General features: G+C 45.2%; 18 protein-coding genes. 7 read left to right on the top strand and 11 right to left on the bottom strand.

All coding sequences use genetic code 11. The features are described 5' to 3' along the window. Positions 1–130 precede the first annotated feature (130 nt). Entirely contained in the window at positions 131–1,063 is a 933-nt protein-coding gene (gene prmB, locus J4N44_RS12255) for a 50S ribosomal protein L3 N(5)-glutamine methyltransferase (RefSeq protein WP_005433096.1), read from the bottom strand. Between the two features lie 61 nt (positions 1,064–1,124). On the opposite strand from prmB, the gene smrB reads away from it, so the two are divergent. Next, entirely contained in the window at positions 1,125–1,655 is a 531-nt protein-coding gene (gene smrB / locus J4N44_RS12260; RefSeq protein WP_009698558.1) for an endonuclease SmrB, read from the top strand. A 103-nt stretch (positions 1,656–1,758) separates the two neighbouring features. On the opposite strand, the gene sixA is transcribed toward smrB, so the two are convergent. Beyond that, a complete protein-coding gene (gene sixA, locus J4N44_RS12265; RefSeq protein ID WP_005438776.1) occupies positions 1,759–2,223 on the bottom strand; it encodes a phosphohistidine phosphatase SixA in 465 nt (154 codons plus the stop codon). A gap of 377 nt (positions 2,224–2,600) precedes the next feature. Here sixA and J4N44_RS12270 point away from each other — a divergent pair, with 377 nt between their 5' ends. Together J4N44_RS12270 and J4N44_RS12275 are read left to right on the top strand one after the other, a co-directional pair. Next, the gene (locus J4N44_RS12270; protein WP_252044504.1) at positions 2,601–5,378 is read left to right on the top strand and encodes an insulinase family protein; all 2,778 of its coding nucleotides are present in this window, start codon (positions 2,601–2,603) and stop codon (positions 5,376–5,378) included. A 96-nt stretch (positions 5,379–5,474) separates the two neighbouring features. Continuing rightward, positions 5,475–5,747, top strand: coding sequence for a hypothetical protein (locus tag J4N44_RS12275; protein WP_005447997.1), 273 nt, complete (start codon positions 5,475–5,477; stop codon positions 5,745–5,747). A 77-nt stretch (positions 5,748–5,824) separates the two neighbouring features. On the opposite strand, the gene fadJ is transcribed toward J4N44_RS12275, so the two are convergent. Next, complete coding sequence (gene fadJ / locus J4N44_RS12280) at positions 5,825–7,939, bottom strand: fatty acid oxidation complex subunit alpha FadJ (protein WP_029790285.1); 2,115 nt, start codon at positions 7,937–7,939, stop codon at positions 5,825–5,827. Beyond that, a complete protein-coding gene (fadI, locus tag J4N44_RS12285; protein ID WP_252044505.1) occupies positions 7,939–9,246 on the bottom strand; it encodes an acetyl-CoA C-acyltransferase FadI in 1,308 nt (435 codons plus the stop codon). The genes fadJ and fadI overlap by 1 nt, the downstream gene beginning before the upstream one ends. Positions 9,247–9,877: 631 nt before the next feature. Between fadI and J4N44_RS12290 the strand changes: the two genes are divergently transcribed. The 4 genes from J4N44_RS12290 to J4N44_RS12305 all read left to right on the top strand — a co-directional run bounded on the left by J4N44_RS12290 (position 9,878) and on the right by J4N44_RS12305 (position 14,358). Continuing rightward, complete coding sequence (locus J4N44_RS12290; protein ID WP_026000239.1) at positions 9,878–10,453, top strand: sigma-70 family RNA polymerase sigma factor; 576 nt, start codon at positions 9,878–9,880, stop codon at positions 10,451–10,453. Then, the gene (locus tag J4N44_RS12295; protein WP_009698563.1) at positions 10,446–11,177 is read left to right on the top strand and encodes a DUF3379 domain-containing protein; all 732 of its coding nucleotides are present in this window, start codon (positions 10,446–10,448) and stop codon (positions 11,175–11,177) included. Before J4N44_RS12290 ends, J4N44_RS12295 begins: the two co-directional genes overlap by 8 nt. A gap of 298 nt (positions 11,178–11,475) precedes the next feature. Next, the gene (locus J4N44_RS12300; RefSeq protein WP_045489676.1) at positions 11,476–12,756 is read left to right on the top strand and encodes an outer membrane protein transport protein; all 1,281 of its coding nucleotides are present in this window, start codon (positions 11,476–11,478) and stop codon (positions 12,754–12,756) included. A 309-nt stretch (positions 12,757–13,065) separates the two neighbouring features. Then, positions 13,066–14,358, top strand: coding sequence for an outer membrane protein transport protein (locus J4N44_RS12305; RefSeq protein WP_038898824.1), 1,293 nt, complete (start codon positions 13,066–13,068; stop codon positions 14,356–14,358). A 90-nt stretch (positions 14,359–14,448) separates the two neighbouring features. On the opposite strand, the gene J4N44_RS12310 is transcribed toward J4N44_RS12305, so the two are convergent. The 7 genes from J4N44_RS12310 to ccmD form a co-directional block, all read right to left on the bottom strand. Next, positions 14,449–15,228: an MlaA family lipoprotein gene (locus J4N44_RS12310; RefSeq protein WP_009698566.1), complete on the bottom strand. Its 780-nt coding sequence runs from the start codon at positions 15,226–15,228 to the stop codon at positions 14,449–14,451. 198 nt (positions 15,229–15,426) lie between these two features. Beyond that, on the bottom strand, positions 15,427–16,644 hold the full coding sequence (ccmI, locus tag J4N44_RS12315) for a c-type cytochrome biogenesis protein CcmI (RefSeq protein ID WP_252044506.1): 1,218 nt from the start codon (positions 16,642–16,644) through the stop codon (positions 15,427–15,429). Next, positions 16,644–17,129, bottom strand: coding sequence for a cytochrome c-type biogenesis protein (locus J4N44_RS12320; RefSeq protein ID WP_005447981.1), 486 nt, complete (start codon positions 17,127–17,129; stop codon positions 16,644–16,646). Before J4N44_RS12320 ends, ccmI begins: the two co-directional genes overlap by 1 nt. Continuing rightward, entirely contained in the window at positions 17,126–17,680 is a 555-nt protein-coding gene (locus J4N44_RS12325) for a DsbE family thiol:disulfide interchange protein (protein WP_005447979.1), read from the bottom strand. Before J4N44_RS12325 ends, J4N44_RS12320 begins: the two co-directional genes overlap by 4 nt. Continuing rightward, a complete protein-coding gene (locus tag J4N44_RS12330) occupies positions 17,681–19,666 on the bottom strand; it encodes a heme lyase CcmF/NrfE family subunit (protein WP_005447977.1) in 1,986 nt (661 codons plus the stop codon). It lies immediately after the preceding gene. After that, positions 19,663–20,148: a cytochrome c maturation protein CcmE gene (gene ccmE, locus J4N44_RS12335; protein ID WP_005447975.1), complete on the bottom strand. Its 486-nt coding sequence runs from the start codon at positions 20,146–20,148 to the stop codon at positions 19,663–19,665. Before ccmE ends, J4N44_RS12330 begins: the two co-directional genes overlap by 4 nt. Then, positions 20,145–20,351 (bottom strand): heme exporter protein CcmD, encoded by a 207-nt coding sequence (gene ccmD / locus J4N44_RS12340; protein WP_005447974.1) that lies wholly within the window; start codon positions 20,349–20,351, stop codon positions 20,145–20,147. The genes ccmE and ccmD overlap by 4 nt, the downstream gene beginning before the upstream one ends. Positions 20,352–20,361: the final 10 nt, after the last annotated feature.

Genomic DNA, 20,361 nt, shown 5'->3' on the forward strand with positions numbered 1-20,361 from the left:
GTAAAGCCCGATTTGGCGGAAAAAACAAAACAGCCGAAATTTTCCAAGCTCAGTGCGAAGCGGATAAAAAAACACCGAGCACTGGGCTCGGTGTTTTCATTGTTTATTCGAATGGTTTATTTCGACAGACTTAGTCTTTGTACAGTTTGAACTCTTCTGCACACTCAACCAATTGGTCACGCGTTAGCATGAATACGCCGTGACCGCCGTTCTCGAACTCAATCCAAGTGAATGGAATTTGTGGGTACTGTTCCATCATGTGAACCATTGAGTTACCTACTTCACACACAAGAATACCGTCGTCTGTTAGGTAGTCAGGTGCGTTAGCAAGAATACGGCGAACCAGTTTTAGACCGTCAGTACCAGCAGCTAGACCTAGCTCAGGCTCGTGCGTGAACTCGTCTGGCAGGCTGTTCATGTCTTCTTCATCCACGTAAGGTGGGTTAGACACGATCAGGTTGTATTTCTCTTTTGGAAGATCGCGGAACAAGTCAGAGCGGATTGGGAACACTTGTTGCTCCATGCCGTGATCTTGTACGTTTTGCTCAGCCACTTGTAGAGCGTCTGTAGAGATATCGATCGCGTCAACTTCTGCTTCAGGGAAAGCGTGCGCACAAGCAATCGCGATACAACCAGAACCCGTACATAGGTCCATGATGCGCGTAGGCTCTTCCACCAACCAAGGTTGGAATTCCGCTTGAATCAATTCGCCGATTGGAGAACGTGGCACAAGAACACGCTCATCAACGAAGAACTCAAGACCGCAGAACCATGCTTTGTTCGTTAGGTATGCTGTTGGTGTACGCTCGTTGATGCGTTTTACTACGCGCTCAACGATACGCAGACGCTCGCTTGTCGTAAGGCGAGAGTTCAATACGTGCGGAGGCACATCAATCGGCAAGTATAATGTTGGCAGGATAAGCTGAACTGCTTCATCCCACGCATTATCAGTGCCATGACCGTAAAACAGGTTAGCTGCGTTAAAGCGGCTTACCGTCCAACGAATCATATCTTGAAGGGTATGGAGCTCCGATACCGCCTCTTCTACAAAAATCTTATCCAAAATTGCCTCCGAAAAGCGCTACAATACTGCCATAAATTGTAAAAATGAAATTGTTTACCTAATGAGCAAAAAAGACACCGAACACGATGACGATTTCGCCTTGTTTAAGGATGCAGTACAGGGCGTAAAAAAGTTGCGACAGGATACCATAATCCAGCAACCAAAAAAAAATACTAAGCAAAAAGAAATCACACGCTCAAACCGTGAAGCGAGTGATTCTGAGTTTTACTTTTCTGATGAGTTTGTTCCGCTTCTTAATGAAGAGGGACCAACTCGTTATGCGCGTGACGATGTGTCCACTTATGAAGTGAAACGTCTTCGTCGTGGCGTGTACGTGCCTGACGTCTTCCTAGACATGCACGGCATGACACAGCAAGAAGCCAAGCGAGAACTCGGTGCGATGATCGCGTACTGCGTGAAAAACGAAATCCACTGTGCGTGTGTACAACACGGCATCGGTAAGCACATTCTGAAGCAGAAAGCGCCGCTTTGGTTAGCTCAACACCCAGACGTAATGGCATTCCACCAAGCGCCTCTAGAGTTTGGCGGCGATGGTGCCCTACTGGTGCTGCTGTCTATTCCAGAAAAATAACTCACCAACTTCGAGAAGTACTTCTCGAACGAGCAAGAACGACAAAGGCAGGTTAACCCTGCCTTTTTGTTTTTCTCGAGCCATTGTCTCAAGAGCTAGTGTTCTATGGCGTGATATGCCAAAGCACTTCACCGCGTTGTGTTTGCGGATCAAATTCAATGCACACCAAGCCAGATGTTGGAAACATTGGTGGCGTCATGTCTTTCACAAATTCCGAGGTAAGGTAGCCCACCAGCGGCAAGTGCGACACAAACAAAAGAGATTCAAGCTTCTCAACTTCAATCAACGCATTAGCGAAATCAAACACTTGGTCGGATTGACCGTAAGGCGTGATGTCTTCACACGTTTCGATGCTCTTAGCCGAAAAGTGTGCGCTGATTTCTTGCCAAGTTTGCTGCGCTCGAATGTACGGGCTCACCAGTACTTTGTCGAATTGAGCAAAACCTTGCTCTTTACATGCTCGGGCAACTGCTTCCGATTCAGTTCTGCCTCTTGGGGTCAGTTGTCTTTCTGCGTCGGTGTTCGCAAAATGCTCAGCTTCACCGTGACGCAAGATAAATATTTTCATGTTATTTCCTAGGGATAGCTAACGCTACCAAAAGGTTGACTGCTATCTTTATACGGATAGCGGGCTAACTTTAATAATGTCGAAACAAAAATACTGATATAATTATCGGTTCATTATACCAATTCGCTTGCTAAAGATAGCGACTTTCTTAACAATCTATTAAAAAGAATATACTCAGTTCATCACATTCTACGATGAAGTTATGAACTCAGTGCATTCCTTCAAATAGCTCGAACCCCATAGCAATTTGCTGATGGGCTTATGCAGTACTCTTACGAATAACAAAAATGCGGCAAGCAGTATTTGTCGAAGCGCAAACTTTGCGCCTCCCCACTCGGGGATCATAATTACTGTAATGCGAAATCTGGAGACGCATCGTGCACCTAAGTCCAAACGATTCAAATCAATACCGCTACATTACATTGAGTAATGCCCTGCGCGTGTTGCTGATTCATTCCGACACGGCTCAACAGTCGGCAGCAGCCCTAGCAGTAAACGTTGGACACTTCGATGATCCGATGGATCGTCAAGGTCTGGCACACTATCTAGAACACATGCTTTTTTTGGGTACGGAAAAATACCCTAAAGTGGGCGAGTTTCAAAGTTATATTAGTCAACATGGTGGCACCAACAACGCTTGGACGGGCACCGAGCACACCTGTTTCTTCTTTGATGTCACACCAACTGCTTTTGAAACTGCGCTTGATCGCTTCAGCCAATTTTTTACCGCACCACTGTTTAACGAAGAAGCGTTAGACAAAGAACGCCAAGCGGTCGACTCCGAATACAAGCTCAAACTGAATGACGATTCTCGGCGTCTGTATCAAGTCAACAAAGAAGTCATCAACCCAGAGCACCCGTTTTCAAAATTCTCTGTCGGTAACTTAGATACACTTGGCGATCGCGATGGCAAATCCATCCGCGACGAGATAGTTGAATTTCACCACTCGCAGTATTCTGCTGACTTGATGACGCTGACTTTGTTTGGTCCGCAATCTCTTGATGAGCAGCAAGCGTGGGTAGAAAGCATGTTTGCCGACATCCCAAACCACCAGCTACGCGGCAAGTCGATCGATGTGCCTATTGGTACTGAAGAAAGCACAGGCATCTTGGTTCAAGTCGAGCCAATCAAAGAGTTCCGTAAACTGATTCTCACGTTCCCAATGCCGGGAATGGATGCGCACTATAGCGTGAAGCCTCTCTCCTACTTTGCTCACCTGCTGGGTTACGAAGGCGAAGGCAGTCTGATGCTTCAACTCAAAGAGAAAGGCTGGATTAGCTCCCTCTCAGCAGGTGGTGGTGCGAGCGGTAGTAACTACCGCGATTTCACAGTAAGTTGCACCCTTACGCCAAACGGCTTGGACCATATCGATGACATCGTTCAAGCGGTATTCCAATATCTCTCCATGATCAAACAAGATGGTATGGATGAGTGGCGCTACTTGGAAAAACAAGCGGTGTTGGAATCTGCTTTTCGCTTCCAAGAGCCCTCGCGTCCAATGGATTTGGTCAGCCATTTGGTGATCAATATGCAGCACTATCAACCGGAAGACACGGTTTATGGTGACTACAAAATGGCAGGCTATGATGAAGCGCTTCAACGCTCGTTGTTGCAATATCTTTCGGTTGAAAATGTTCGCGTTACATTGATAGCGAAAGGCTTGGAATACAACCAAACCGCAGAGTGGTACTTCACGCCTTACTCGGTAACACCGTTTAGCGAAGAGCAGCGCCGTTTCTATCAACAAATCGACCCAAGTTGGCAATTCGTTCTCCCAGAAAAGAACCCATACATTTGCTACGAACTCGATCCAAAACCGTTTGAAAACGGTGGCTCATTGCCGGAATTGGTGGAAGATGTAGAAGGCTTCCGTTTATGGCATTTACAAGACGATGAATTCCGAGTACCAAAAGGCGTCGTTTACGTCGCCATTGACAGTTCACACGCTGTAGCATCACCGAAAAACATCGTGAAAACGCGACTATGTGTTGAGATGTTCCTCGACTCTCTGGCAAAAGAGACGTATCAAGCGGAAATCGCAGGTATGGGTTACAACATGTATGCCCACCAAGGCGGTGTTACGCTGACATTATCAGGCTTTAGCCAAAAGCTACCTCAACTGCTAGAAATGATTCTGCATCGCTTTGCTGCGCGTGAGTTCAGTCCAGCCCGCTTCGAGACTATTAAGCAACAACTGTTACGTAATTGGCGAAATTCATCACAAGATCGCCCTATTTCACAGCTTTTTAATGCACTAACAGGCTTGCTCCAACCGAACAATCCTCCATTTGCAACTTTGGTTGAAGCATTGGAAGAGATTGAAGTGGATGAGCTGTCAGTGTTCGTTGAATCGATTCTGGCTGAGCTACACGTTGAGATGTTCGTTTATGGCGATTGGCAGCGTCAGCAAGCTCATGACATGGCAACGACATTAAAAGACGCATTGCGCGTGAAAGAACAACGTTACGAAGAAGCGCTTCGCCCACTCGTCATGCTGGGTGAAAACGGCAGTTTCCAACGCGAAGTGAACTGTAACCAACAAGACTCAGCTGTAGTGATTTATCATCAATGCGAAGACATCTCGCCTCGTAATATTGCACTTTACTCGTTAGCGAATCACTTGATGTCGGCAACCTTCTTCCATGAGATCCGAACTAAACAACAGTTAGGTTACATGGTTGGCACGGGCAATATGCCGCTTAACCGTCATCCGGGGATTGTGCTTTACGTGCAGTCACCGAATGCTGCACCAGCCGAACTGGTTACCTCAATCGATGAGTTTTTAAATGCGTTCTACATGGTGTTGTTAGAGCTCAATGAATACCAATGGCACAGCAGTAAGCGCGGATTATGGAACCAGATTGCAACGCCTGACACCACATTGCGCGGAAGAGCGCAGCGCCTATGGGTAGCAATTGGCAACAAAGACACCGACTTTAATCAGCGTGAAAAAGTGTTGGAAGAGCTTAAAGAATTGACCCGCACCGATATGATTCGCTTTGTGGTCAATGAGCTTAAACCTCGTACTGCTAATCGTTTGGTGATGCATTCACAAGGCATCGCCCATGAAGACGCGCCGCGAATCAATCTTGGCTTAGAGATTGGCTCGATAGAAGAGTTTCAACTGCGCCCGAAAGACTTCGGTCTCGGGTAAAAGCTCAAATACAAGAATGGCATGAAATGGTAAAAGTAGTCATTTCGTTTATGCTGTAATTACCTTGTTCAATAAATACGCAAACACGAGGGTTACATGAAAAAGCTACTTTTACTTGCTGCTGTACTAATGCCACTGGCACCTGCTGCTTACGCTGATATCACCATTAAAGGTGATGATTTCGAGCTAAGTGAAGACTGTTTGCGCCTTGATGGCGATAACGTATCAATTAAGTCAGACGACTGTTCTGGCAAACACGACAAAGGAAAAGGTAAAGGCAATGCCAGTATCCATGGCGACGACAACCCGGGTAAAGGTCATGGAAACGACAAAGGAAAAGGAAAGAACAAAGGCAAGAATGACGACTGATTCTCTGTCAATTGCCACTCTTTCAGAAACAAAAAAGGCTTGCGTCATGCAAGCCTTTCTATTTTTGGCGCTAGCCATTAATCGTAGAAGTTACGACCTTCACCCGCACGAGTGAGTAAGCCATCACATGGCGCGTAACGATCACCGTATTTCGATGCAAACTCGTTCATTTTCTCAACCAGTTCTTTCAAACCGAATTGATCCATGTAACGGAATGGACCACCTAAGAATGGTGGGAAACCAATACCAAAGATCGCGCCGATATCACCATCGCGTGGAGAACGGATAATACCGTCGTCTAAACAGCGAACCGCTTCGTTTAGCATTGGCAGTACACAACGCAATGCAATGTCGTTGTCGCTCAGTTTAGATTCTGGCGTCAGGTTCAATAGCTTGTACACGGACTTATCGACTTCTTTCTTCTTACCTTTGTAGGTGTAGAAGCCTTTCCCACTCTTACGACCTTTTCGACCGTCATTCAGTAGTGTGTCGAATACGTCTGGACCTTTAAATCGTTCGCCTAATTCGTTAACCAAGATCGGCATGATCTTAGCACCGATATCAACACCGACTTCATCCAACAATGTGATAGGACCAACTGGGAAACCAAAATCAAGCAGCGCACCATCAAGTTGTTCGATTGGCTCATTTGCCAGCAAGATGTGCGCAGCTTCGTTCATGTAAGGCGCAAGAATGCGGTTTACATAGAAGCCTGCTTTATCTTTCACGACAATTGGTGTCTTGCCCTGTTTCTTAGCAAGCGCAACAACCGTAGAAATGGTCTCTTCTGACGTAGTTTCATGGGGAATCACTTCCACCAGTGGCATTTTTTCTACCGGACTGAAGTAATGCAGACCGACGATGTTTTCTGGACGCTCTGCTTTTTCTGCAATTTTGTGAATTGGTAACGAAGACGTGTTGGTCGCAAAGATGGTCTCTGGTTTTGCATTCGCTTCAATATCCGCAACCATCGTCTGTTTAAGGTCAAGATCTTCAAACACCGCTTCAATAACCACATCAATATGATTGAAGCTTGTGAAATCAACGCCTCCAGACAGTTGCAGCATTTTCGATTGCAGGCCCGCTTTAGAGATAATACGGCGCTTACGCTGCTTTTCGAACAACTTATAGTTGTAGTTCAACGCGTTAAGCACGCCATCATTGCTGACGTCTTTAATACGTACTGGCACTTTCGCCTTCGCAACAGATACATGGCTGATGCCTGCCCCCATTAGACCACCACCCAACACGCCAACTCTGTTGACAGCTGCTGGCTCGGCTTCCGCACCGTTTTCTTTCTTCATTTCAGTGGTGGCAAAGAAAATAGAGCGCAGTGCTTTCGATTCCGAGCTCATCACCAATTCGCCAAAGCGCTTCGCTTCAAGCTCTTGACCTTGAGCAAAGCCTTTTTCAAGACCGTGCTGAATGACTTCGAGAATCGCAACCGTTGCTGGATAGTTACCGCGGGTCTTCTCATTGGTTTTCTTCGCGGCTTGCTCAAACACAAACTTACGACCTAAACCACTGCCCGACATCAACTTCTCTTTTGTCGATTGCTTCTTCTTACCTTTGTTCTTCCCTTTTTCGATAAGCTGCTTAGCTACATCAAGAAGAATCGTCTCTGGTACACACGCATCGACAACGCCAAGTTTTTTCGCTTTCTTGGCACGCAGTTGTTTACCTGTAAGGATGAGGTCTAACGAAGGCAACAGACCAATCAGACGAGGAAGGCGCTGAGTACCACCAGAACCAGGCAACAAACCAAGTTGCACTTCAGGCAAACCAAGACGCGTTTTATCGGAATCGGTACACACACGGTAGTCACACGCTAACGCAAGCTCTAAACCACCGCCTAAACATGGACCGTGAATCGCAGCAACAACTGGATAAGGCAGATCAGACAGTTGCTGGAATAACTCTTGCCCCTGCTTAGCTAATGCTTCAGCTTCACTCGCCGTTGTGCACGCTTCAAGCATACGAACATCGGCACCGGCAACAAAGTTATCTGGTTTTAGGGAATGAATGATCACCCCTTTCACGCCGCTGGTGTCTTTTAGTTGAGCGAAGATCTCTTTCATCTCATCTGCAAACGCCGCTTGCAGCGTGTTCATTTTCTCATTTGGCACATCGATGGCTAGCCAAGCAATGTTCTGCTCATCAATCTTTAGACTAAATGCTTTTTGCTCGCTCATTACTCAACCTCCAAAATCATTGCTGCACCAAGACCACCTGCGGCACATGCGGTATTCAACGCAAGACCACCGCCACGACGTTTAAGCTCACGCAGCGTTTGCGTCATCATACGTGCACCAGTTGCGGCAAATGGGTGACCGTAGGCAATGGAACCGCCAAGGACGTTGAACTTATCCATATCGATTTCACCTATCGCTTTCGAGCGACCTAGGTTTTCTTGGGCAAATTTATCAGAAGCAAACATCTTCACGTTCGCCAATGCTTGAGCAGCAAAGGCTTCGTGCATATCGATAAGCGTTAGGCCTGAAAGTTCTAGACCTGTGTTCTCCAACACTTTTGCTGTCGCGTATGTTGGTCCCATTAGCATGTCCATTTCCACACCAATGGCTGAGAATGCATAACCGCGAATGTAGCCAAGTATTTCCATACCAAGCTCTTTCGCTTTGCCTTCACGCATTAGCATCACCGCCGCACCACCATCGGTTAATGGTGTACTGTTCGCGGCTGTTACGCTGCCATATTGACGGTCGAAAGCCGGACGCAGTTTTGCGTAGCCCTCTAATGTCGAATCATGACGAATGTTGTTATCTTCAGAGATCCACTTTTTGTAAGGTTCTGGGAAAGCCGTCATCACTTCGTCTTGGATTTTGCCGTCTTTCCAAGCTTGCGAAGCTAGAGAGTGAGAACGGTGCGCCAAAGCGTCTTGCTCTGCACGAGTAATGCCGTGTGACTTCGCCATTTGCTCAGCAGTTTGACCCATTGAAAGACCCGTCGAGTACTCAGCCACAGCCGGCGGTACTGGCATTAAATCTTTAAAGCTGAGTTTTTTGAGAATGTTGAGCTTTTGACCCAGCGTTTTGGTTTTACTTAGCGCAAGCAAATTCGCGGCAAGTTTCTTAGAAACACCAATTGGTAAAACCGATGAAGAGTCCGCACCACCCGCGATACCAACATCAATGCTACCCGCCATAATGCTCTCAGCAACGTTAACTGCAGCTTGGAAGCTAGTCGCGCACGCGCGAGTAACGCTGTAGGCATCAGTATGGATGTGCATTCCTGTGCCAAGCACAATTTCACGTGCAATGTTTGGCGCTTCTGGCATTTGAACTACTTGTCCAAATACCACTTGTTCGATGAGTTTCGGATCGATGTCTGTGCGAGCAAGCATTTCGCTCACTACCATTTTGCCTAAATCGACCGCTGGCACCTGGCTGAACTCAGTGCTTTGACGAGCAAAGGGGGTTCGTAGCCCTGCGACAATAGCAACACGTTCACCGTGGCGTGTTTTCACTTCCTGCTTGCCCATTGTTTCTCCTTAAATACAAGAGGTCTGACCTGATGCATTGTAATCAGTTTGTTAAATTTATCAAACATGCGTTTAAATAAACGTGAAGCGAGTAGATCTATTGCTCTAGTTCATTGATTCTTAGGCGATTAAGAATGATTAACTATAGTGAGTTAAAATGAAGAGAAGTGTGCGGAAGGTAAAATTGAAGCAAAAAAAAACCACACAAAACTGTGTGGTCGGAATATCTATAAAACAATTAACATACGCCAATTGTAAAATTAATCAGTTTCCTGATTAGGAGAAAGTAAAGTCAGCCTTCAAAAGGAAGTGTCATCTTGCTCAACATGTTAGTCGTCAATGACTAACTAGATGACAAGATGTACTATAGCCCCTTCACTGCATCAGATTTTGAAATAGATCAATTTTATGGTGATTTTATAGTTTCTGAACGTATCAAAGTACGAAAGAGTCTTGATCACTCTAAAATAGTTGCATGAAAACGCTTATTAAAACTATATAGAATAATTTATCATCACTTCAAATAAGTGCTTGATCATTGAAGAAGTATATTGTGCTGCTGCGACACTACATCTCGATGTAGTCGGATCGTTCATAAATACAATCGGTATATATGACCTCACAGAGCAAGATGGAGGCTCCTGTGGCAATATTTAAAATGTTTGGAAAGAAAAATTCCAACAGTCCGGTCAACTCTGATATGGACAGACAAAGAAAATACGAAGCTCTTGTTCGGGGCTATCACAGAGACTTGTATCGCTACGCTTACTGGTTATGCAAAGACAAGGCGATTGCAGAAGATTTGGTTCAAGAAACCTGTTTGCGCGCATGGAAGTCACTGGATAGTCTTCAAGATGAAAAGGCAGCAAAATCTTGGCTTATTACTATATTGAGACGAGAAAACGCGCGCCGCTTCGAGCGTAAACAATTTGATTTGGTTGATATCGATGACTACGGCAATGATGCTAAAGTTAGCGATGACCCACATCATCAGCAGGAGTGGCTACAAGCTCAGATAATGAAGCTTGACGTCGAATACCGTGAGCCTTTGTTTCTTCAAGTTGTTGGTGGTTTCAGTGGAGAAGAAATCGGCAGCATTCTTGATCTAAACAAGAACACTGTAATGACGCGCCTTTTCCGCGCCCGTAATCAATTAAAAGAGATGTTGGATTCTCAAGATACTCAGAGAGGACAAAAAAATGGATGATTTAGAATTTCGTCGTCGTATTTTGTCGGATCCAAAACAGAAGGATGAAGAGATTCTTCAAGCTTTAGCTGAGAACGACGCTAACAGTAAGTTTGTTGATGACGTTTTGGATCTCGACCTTAAAATCAAGCAAGCCATGAATGTGGATGTGCCTGAAGATCTAGCCGACAAAATTCTGTTTAATCAAACGTCAAATGCGCTTGATGACGATAATGTGGTTAGACCGAACTTTGCTCGCAAAGCAATGGCATTGGCTGCATCGGTTGCTTTTACTGCTGGTTTATTGGTAGGTCAAATCAACTGGGGGAACGTTATTGTCTCTCCAGCTCAAGCGAGCCTAGCAGATACCGCAATGAAACACGTGGTGGCGGAAGAGTCATTTGTACGCAACCTCGATGAGGATGTTTCAAGCAAGCAAGTAAACGCGAAAATGATGCCGTTCCATTACCAACTTAATGGTAGCTTTCCATACCATGTTTACTACTTAAACCATTGCGGCTTTGGTGAGTCAAACGCCCTTCATATGGTTTTCCAAGGTAAAGAAGGCAAAGTAACCATGTTTGTTACTGACGTGAAGAGCGACCAGAAAGTCGATTTTGATAAAGATGGTATGAGCGGTGTTGTGAAGCCTGTGGGTAAAGCCAGCATGATTCTTGTTGGTAACAGCGGTGAAGACATCGATGCTATTGCAGCAAAACTTGCTCCAATGATGGAGCCGATGTAATAACTTCAGCGAAACGACACTACTAGCTACTAAAAAGCCGCTAAATTTCGAAATTTAGCGGCTTTTTGTTTATGAATAATACAAAAAGCATTCACGCCAACTATTGAGTTTAGAGTCAAAACTCTAAATTATGCACTTTAGATGCAATTTCCCGACATTTAGACATCATTTCTGCAATTTTTATTCAAATTTATCCAATGGTCGGATTTGTATGGTCCACTCTTAATACTACTATCTGCGCCACTGAGCAAAAGCTCAACTTATCGTCCAAAGAGACGAAACTAATAAGGAATAAAAAATGACTCAGAATACGCGTCTGTTTAAAAAGACTCTCCTAGCAGTGACGGTTGCAATGGCATCTGGTCAAGCAATGGCGGCTGGTTTCCAGCTAAACGCACAATCAGCGACTGGTATCGGTCGTGCATTCGCCGGTGATGCGGTAATTGCAGATAACGCTTCTGTAATGGCTCGCAACCCTGCGGCAATGGCTCTATTTGACAAAATGGAACTGTCAGTAGGCTTTGAAAGCATCACTTCGATGATTGAAGTTAAAGATGCAAAATACTGTGGTGTTCAATGCCAAGCAACAAACGGCTTGGTTAAACCAACAGATTCAAATTATGACGATGCTGGCGATACTTCTATTGCACCAAATATCCACCTTATCGTGCCAGTTAACGACAAGTTTGCATGGGGTGTAAACGCATACTCTAACTTTGGTACTAAAACAGAATTCGGTGATAGTTTTGTTGCAAAAGAATACGGCGGTCTTACCGACGTTAAAAGTGCAAACTTCGGCGTTGCAGGTTCTTATCGCCTAAACGATCAATGGAGCTTTGGTGCTGGTCTGGACCTAATCTATGGTGAAGGTACGATGAAGCGTGAACATGGCATGCTTGGTACACTTGTAGACGTAGATAAAGCTGATGGTTGGGCTGTAGGCTTCAACCTAGGCACTGTGTATGAATTAGATGAGAACAACCGTTTTGGTTTGTCTTACCGCTACAGCCCAGAAATGGAAGCAGAAGACGACAAAGGTCAGAAGATCACATTGCCTCTACCAGATATGGCTGAGTTCTCAGGTTTCCACAAAATCACCGACACTAAGTTTGCAGTTCACTACTCTATCCAATACATTGGTTGGAGTGACTTTGACCAAATTGAGTTCCGCAACCTTAAAGGTTCTCCACTTGGCTCAAGCTACGACAAGCAGTATGCATGGCAAGATGGCTGGCACTACTCAATCGGTGGTACTTACTACCTAAACAATAGCTGGACACTTCGTACTGGTTACATGTACGACACAAGTGCTCAAGATTCACTAACTTCAGTATCAGTACCTGACTCAGACCGTCAATGGTTCTCTGCAGGTTTCACATACCATATCGATAGCAAGTCTAACGTCGACTTCGGCTTTACTTACTTGATGGGTAAAGATGTGAAAGTTAATGAGTCAACACCAAACCCAGCACATGTACCGGGCAACCCTTTAACTGGACCAGAAAACATTTCATCATTGTCAGCGACAACGCATGCAGATGCTATCCTATTCGGCTTACAATACAGCCGCAGCTTCTAAGCATCACGTAGCAAGCTAATATAAACACTCTCTATATAAAAGGCTGGAATTCCAGTCTTTTTTCTTATCTATCGTTTTACATTCACCCAATTTGGGCGCACACGTGTAATCAAAACTCACAATTATGACTCACAAGTGTTCGCTGAGTTTTTTTCACACCGCCATTACAGTTAGTTAGATATTCTGTATAGATTAAAATATATAGATAATTTACCTGAAAACACTGCTTTATTGGCTTTTCATTTTTAAAGTAATAACTCTAGACGTAAACTTTCGCCCCACGTTATAAATAACTCAGCGAACATTACAATGAAAACCAACAAGACTCTCCTATCAACAGCAGTGGCATTCGGTCTACTTAGTACTTCGGGCGTTGCAAACGCAGCAGGTTTCCAACTTGCAGAATACTCTGCGACTGGTCTAGGTCGTGCATACGCTGGTGAAGCGGCAATGGCTGATAACGCAAGTGCACAATGGCGTAACCCAGCTATGCTAACTTACCTAGAAGGCACACAAGTGTCTGTTGGCGCTATCTATGTAAACCCAAACATCGATGTTGATGGCACGTCGACTTACGTGAATGGTCCAAACGCTGCAAACTCTCATGACTTTGCACACGATGCTGTCATTCCGAACTTCTACTTTTCTCACCAATACAATGACAAATTTGCTATTGGCTTTGCCCTTGGCACTAACTACGGTATGGAAACGGACCTAGGTAAAGATTTTGCCGCAGCTAACTTTGGTAACCAAGCTAGCGTATTCTCAATGGAAGCGAACCTAAATGCAGCATACAAGCTAAACGAAAAGCTTAGTGTTGGTGGCGGTATCCGCTATGTCATGGCAGATGGCAGCTTCGGCGCAGTTATGCCACCACAGATGGGTGACAAGCTAGCAGGAACCACTCTTAAATACATGGAAGGTGACGATACGGCATGGGGCTGGCAAGTAGGCACTGCATGGCAAATCAACGCTAATAACCGTATTGGTTTTGCTTACAAATCTGAAGTAGATCTAACACTAGAAGGTTATGCAAAAGGTCTTGGTTTCAACCCAGCAGATCCAAATGCTCATAAAAATGGCTCGATGGACCTAGCTCTGCCAGCAACAGCGGAACTAGCAAGCTACCATCAGTTAAATGAACAATTAGCGATTCATGCAAGCATCAACTGGACTAATTGGAGTAGTTTTAAAGAGCTAGTAGCCGACTTCCCAGGTGAAGCATCAAATTTGATCAAAGAAGAAAACTGGGAAGATAACTACCGCTTCGCTGTAGGTACTACTTACAAACTTGACCAAAAATGGACGCTACGCTCAGGTGTTGCATACGACACTTCTGCTGTGAGTGACGAAAACCGTACAGCTACTATCCCTGAAACGGATCGTCTATGGTTAAGTATTGGTGCTGGTTACGAATGGTCTAAGAATCTAACACTAGACGCTGGCTTTACCTATATTTTTGCGAAAGATGCTTCAATGTATGAAGGTCGCACTGATGGTATGCCACCAATGAAAGATCCTGCTACATTTGGTGGAGAATTCTCTGGTGAAGTAACAGGTAACGTATGGCTAATCGGTGTTCAAGCGAACTACAAGTTCTAATCTGAACGCTATTTATCGATAAAAGAAAGTTACCGATAAAAAGAAAGGCTTGGTTTTCACCAAGCCTTTTTGTTTTTCTGTATAAAGCGATTAGAAGTCTTCTTCTAAATACTCGTCTAAGTACGCTTCTTCTTCCGCATCTACTTCATCAGTCGTACTGATTTCTGCTTTAAAGTTTTGACGTTGAATGTAAACGTCACGAGTTAATACATATGGATCAGGCGATGCTTCAAGCTGTGCTTCTTGTGGTACTAACAGAGCACGTTTTTCCATACCTTCCAGCGCCCATTTACCTAAGCCAGCCCAGAAGTTTAGGTATGAAAGTGGCAAGTACATACCATCCACAGTATCTGTCACTTCACGCAATGTATATGGACCGTAGCCCGGTACCATAAAATATGGACCGTTACCTACACCATAGTGACCAACCACACTACTAAACTCTTTGTTGTCGTACTTGGTGATACCAGCAGCCGTTGCAACGTCAAACAGACCTAAGATACCGAATGTCGAGTTAATCCAGAAGCGGTTAAAGTGATCAACGGCTTTAGTGCCATTTCCCATGACTAGGTTATTCACCACACTCGCAGGTTCGTCTAAGTTAGCTAGGAAGTTAGCAATACCAGAGCGAATTGGCACAGGCGTGTAATCAACATACGCAAGAGACACTGGGCGAACTAAATACGGGTCAAGATAATCGTAGTTCAGTTCCCACATTGTGCGGTTGAAACTTTCCAATGGGTCATAAACATCAGAAGTTGTTTGATTAGTTTCGTTTTCTTCTGTTACCGCTTCCTCGGGTGCAGTTGAACAGCCAACCAGTCCAACAGCGAACAGCAACAAGAAGATGGATTTACCCTTGTTATACATTCTACGTTCCATAACGACGATTAATACCCCTAAATGACCTGTGTTTTACGTACGTTTAGTACTTTGGAAAAAGTCATTTGGGTATATAAGTAAAGGCCAGCATGCGCTGGCCTTTATTATTCTACTCGATAGTTGGTAGTCATACCACAAAACCGTCCTAACAATCCTTAAGTGTCAATTATTAGAGACGTTCATGAATTATTGATACTGTTTATCTATCATCACTTCTACTGGCTGACCAAAATCAACGACTTGGCTTTCACCATGCCAATCTTGGTCACGAGTTGCAACGTTACCATCCGAGTCAACACGAACGCGAACCATCAACTTATCTAGAGAAGATAGCTTCTGACCGTCCATCATCGCATTACCATCATCTAGTACAACTGTACGAGGGAATGTACCTAATGGGTAGCGAGCTGCCGCGACAGGCATCGGAGAACCATCTGCGCGATGTACTGACACAATCAATACCGCATTTGGATCAAGTTGAGCTTCTGGAGCTACGTTAATAGTCACTGCCACACTCTTGTCTGGAGAAACCGCTTCACCCATTTGCTTACGTGCACTTTCGATACTGCGACCTAGCATTTCATAGCGGCTATCTTCAGGACCGATCATTTGCTGCATGATACCCCAATACTTAATCGCGGCTGGGAAATCTTGGCGCTCAAATGCATCAAACGCAAGCAGAGAGAAGACACGTAGGTCAACGTAATCTTGTTGCATCAGTTTACCAAGCAGAGAACGAGCCGTAGCTTGATCCATCTCGTCTTGGGAAAGCATCAGAGCTTGTGCGTAACCAAGTTGAACATCTGGATCTTTTGGTTCTAGCTTGTACGCTTTTTCCATTGCATCAATGGAAGTCGTCACATCTCGGTTCGCCAAAGCAATACGACCTAATAGCAACCAACCGGTTGAGTCTTCAGGTTGGTAATGCAGGCGTGTACGCAGAGCCAAAGAGAGATCAGCCATTTCATCATCACTGAGTGGCTCAGATGCTGCAGACATTAGCTTTTTAGAAAGTTCAGGAAGGTTATCGTTTACTTCCTGCCACTTCACAACGTCTTGAGATGCGCCAAACTTGTAGTAAAGGCCGTAGCTCAATACCACTGTCAAAATCACTGATGGGATCAAAACAGCAATCGGAGAAACATGTGTTTCCTTTTGCTTTTTATCATCAGGGATATCGTCCAGAAGAGATTGCTTCAGATCGGAAATCAAATCATCTTGGCTCTCGACTAGACCTTCGTCTGTTTCTTCAGCAAGCTCAGATAGGCGGTCTTTATAGAACGCTTTGTTAAGCTCATCACGTAACACTTCATCGTTGTTGGCTTTTTGCTTAAGCAGCGGCAGTGCAACTAAGACACAAGCTATCAGCGTAAGAACAACGGTAGAAACCCAAAATAGTGTCATTACTTCTTATCTCCGTTGTTCTCTTCATCAAGCAATGATTTGAGACGCGCTTCTTTTTCTTCGTCCCATTGTTCGTTACTTGCTTGAACTGCTTTTGCTTTTGATTTACGGCTACGCAGCACGATTAAACCAAAGCCACCTAATACCACTGCTAGTGGACCTAGCCACAGAATTGCAGTCGCAAAAGTAAACGGAGGATTGTACGTTACGAAGTTGCCGTAACGAGCAATCATGTAGTCCACGATCTCATCTTTCGACTTACCTTCTTTGGTCATTTCGTACACCTTATGGCGTAAGTCTTGAGCCAATTCTGCATTCGAATCAGAGATGGTGTTGTTCTGACATTTAGGACAACGAAGAGTATGACCAAGCTCTTTGAACTGCTGTTCTTGCTCTAGATTGTCAAACTCATACACTTCAATCGCTGCATGAGCAGCAAGAGAAAATGTCATCGCAGCAAAAGCCGCTAAGAAAAACTTTCTCATTGCTTCGCCTCCTCAACCAACTTGGTGTACAGCGGCTCCAACGTTTCCGCCCAGTTGCGAGGGTTTACATCACCAACATGACGGTAACGGATCACACCGTTTGCATCGATGATAAATGTTTCAGGAGCGCCATATACGCCAAGGTCTAGACCTAGCATGCCGCTACCATCAAACAAGCTGATTAGGTATGGGTTGCCTAGGTCATTTAGCCAACCCACTGCTTTGTTGCGATCATCTTTGTAGTTCATGCCGATGATCTTCACACCTTTCCCTGCAAGCTCATTGAGGTACTTATGTTCAGCGTAACAAGTCGGACACCAAGTCGCCCAAACGTTAAGCAACAGTGGTTCGCCTTTAAAGATCGACTGATCGTACTGTTTACCAGGTTCAGCTAAATCCTCTAGATGGAACTCAGGTACTGGCTTACCAACCAGTACTGACTCAAGTTTCGTTGGATCGTCACCCTCTTGGTTGCGAACCAACTGAGTTGCGAAGATACCCGCCAATACCATGAAAGCTACCAACGGGATAAATAAGACTTTCTTATTCATTTATTTTGCCTCCTGCTCCGCTAGCTTTGACTTATCGCCTTTCTTAGCCGTTTTGCGGAAGCGGTAACGTCTATCAGAGATAGCAAGCGCACCACCCAAAGACATGATCAATGAACCAGCCCAGATCCAACGAACGAATGGTTTGTAGTAAATACGAACCGCCCAAGAACGGTTATCTTCTAGACGTTCACCCATCGCAATATATAGGTCGCGAGTGATACCGCGGTCGATTGCCGCTTCAGTCATCATCGACTTCGCCGTACGGTAGAAACGTTTTTCAGCGTGCAACGTGTTCACATACTTACCATCATTCGTGATCTCAAAGTCCGCGATGTAACCATCGTAGTTTGGACCATCTTTGTCACGTAGACCTGAGAAGTAGAAATCATAGCCGTAAATCTTGAAGTGCTCACCCGGAGCCAAACGCACGTCACGTTCGATACTGTAGTTTTGCACCATGGCAATACCAATCACAGTAACGGCTAGACCAATGTGACCAAGCATCATTGCCCAGTGGCTACGTTGAAGTTTACGAACACCTTCGCCGAAGCTGTGACGGTGAGTAGCACGCTCGTACAGTTCAAAGCCATGCATTGCAATGATCCAGATTGCCATTACCCAACCGATGTAAGCCATCGCTGAGAAGAAATCGGCGAACAGGAATACACACACAGCACCTAGTGCGAAAGCAAGCACACCAGAAACAATCATTGGCTTAATAAGCTTAGATAGATTGTCGCGTTTCCAACGAATCATAGGACCAATACCTAGTAGGAAGGCGAACGGCATCATCAACCACGCAAACAGCATGTCGAAGAATGGTGCACCGATAGATACTGAACCAAGACCAATTTGTTTGTGAACCAATGGTAACAAGGTACCAACCAAAACTACGACTAGCGCAGCAATCAGAAGCACGTTGTTAGCAAGCAGCGCGTTCTCACGCGACACCAAATCGAAATTACCACGTACGCGAACCGCTGCCCCTTTCACTGCGAATAGCAGGAGTGAGCCGCCGATAACAAAGACTAGGAAACCTAGGATAAACATACCGCGTGATGGATCAGACGCGAACGCGTGTACCGATACCAAAATACCGGAACGCACTAAGAAGGTACCTAACAAACTCAAAGAGAATGCAGAGATAGCAAGAAGTACCGTCCACGCTTTAAATGTACCGCGTTTTTCGGTTACCGCTAGAGAGTGCATCAGTGCTGTACCCGCTAGCCAAGGCATGAATGATGCGTTTTCTACTGGATCCCAGAACCACCAGCCACCCCAGCCAAGTTCGTAATATGCCCACCAAGAACCTAGTGCGATACCTAGTGTTAGGAATACCCAAGCAGCGGTTGTCCAAGGACGAGACCAACGAGCCCAAGCCGTATCAAGACGACCAGTCATCAAAGACGCAATCGCGAACGAGAAGGCAACCGAGAAGCCTACGTACCCCATGTAAAGCATAGGTGGGTGAACAATCAAACCTGGGTCTTGAAGAAGCGGGTTCAAGTCACGACCATCTACCGGGAAGAACGGCAAAGTGCGTAGGAACGGGTTCGAAGTCAGGATGATAAATAGTAGGAAGCCCACTGAGATCATGCCCATAACAGCAAGTACACGCGCAACGGATTCTTGTGGCATACCACGACTGAAAGTAGCGACCGCGACTGTCCACGCAGCTTGGATAAGTACCCAAAGCAGTAGTGAGCCTTCGTGCGCGCCCCAAACAGCCGTTAAGCGGTAGTACCAAGGCAGTTGGCTATTTGAGTTACTTGCAACGTATTGGAGCGTAAAGTCGTTGGTGTAGAATCCCCAACATAAAATCGCAAATGAGAAAAACAGCATGACGAACATCGACCATGAAAGTGGTCGTGCTGTGTTCATCAGCATAGTGTTGTTATTTGATGCGCCCCATAACGGCAATATGCTTAGCAACAATGCCATTGCTAACGAAAGTATGAGGGCAAAGTGACCGATTTCAGCAATCATTGGCCGCTTCCTTGTTTCTGTTCTGATGTGTACTGCAGAGGCTCGTGAGTCTTCTTCATTGCTTCTGCAATTTCAGGTGGCATGTACTCTTCATCGTGTTTTGCCAACACTTCAAAAGCTTTTACGGTTGTTGCGTCTTCAAGAACACCTTGAGCAACAATACCCTGACCTTCGCGGAACAAATCAGGAAGAATACCTTCGTACACGATCGTCACTTTAGGACCCACGTCGTGCAGATCAAAGCTCACTTTTAGTGACTCTGGGTCACGGCGAACTGAGCCTACAACCACCATGCCGCCGATACGCAAACGCTGACCAACTTCTGGTTTAGTACCGTCAGGTTTACCATTTACCAATTCCGTCGGCGTGTAGAATAGATCCATATTTTGGTTCAACGCATAAAGCATCAAACCAATGGTTGCACTAATACCGATAAAGATAGCCAGAACGATGCCTAGCCTCTTTTTACGTCTCGGGTTCATAACGTGTTCTCCATATTCTTCGCCGCGTCGACTCGCGCTTGACGATCAATTTTCGCTTTCACTTCTTTTAACAACGCATCCCCACGGCGGATACTCGAAATTAAAAGAATGATCATAGATAAGAAAGTAATACCAAACGCGCTCCATACGTAACCTGCGTAGCCACCCATGGCAAAGAGTTCGCTCAGAGATTCAAAATGCATATTCAATTAC

This window comes from Vibrio sp. SCSIO 43155 (assembly GCF_023716605.1).
Taxonomy (GTDB): Bacteria; Pseudomonadota; Gammaproteobacteria; order Enterobacterales; family Vibrionaceae; genus Vibrio; species Vibrio harveyi.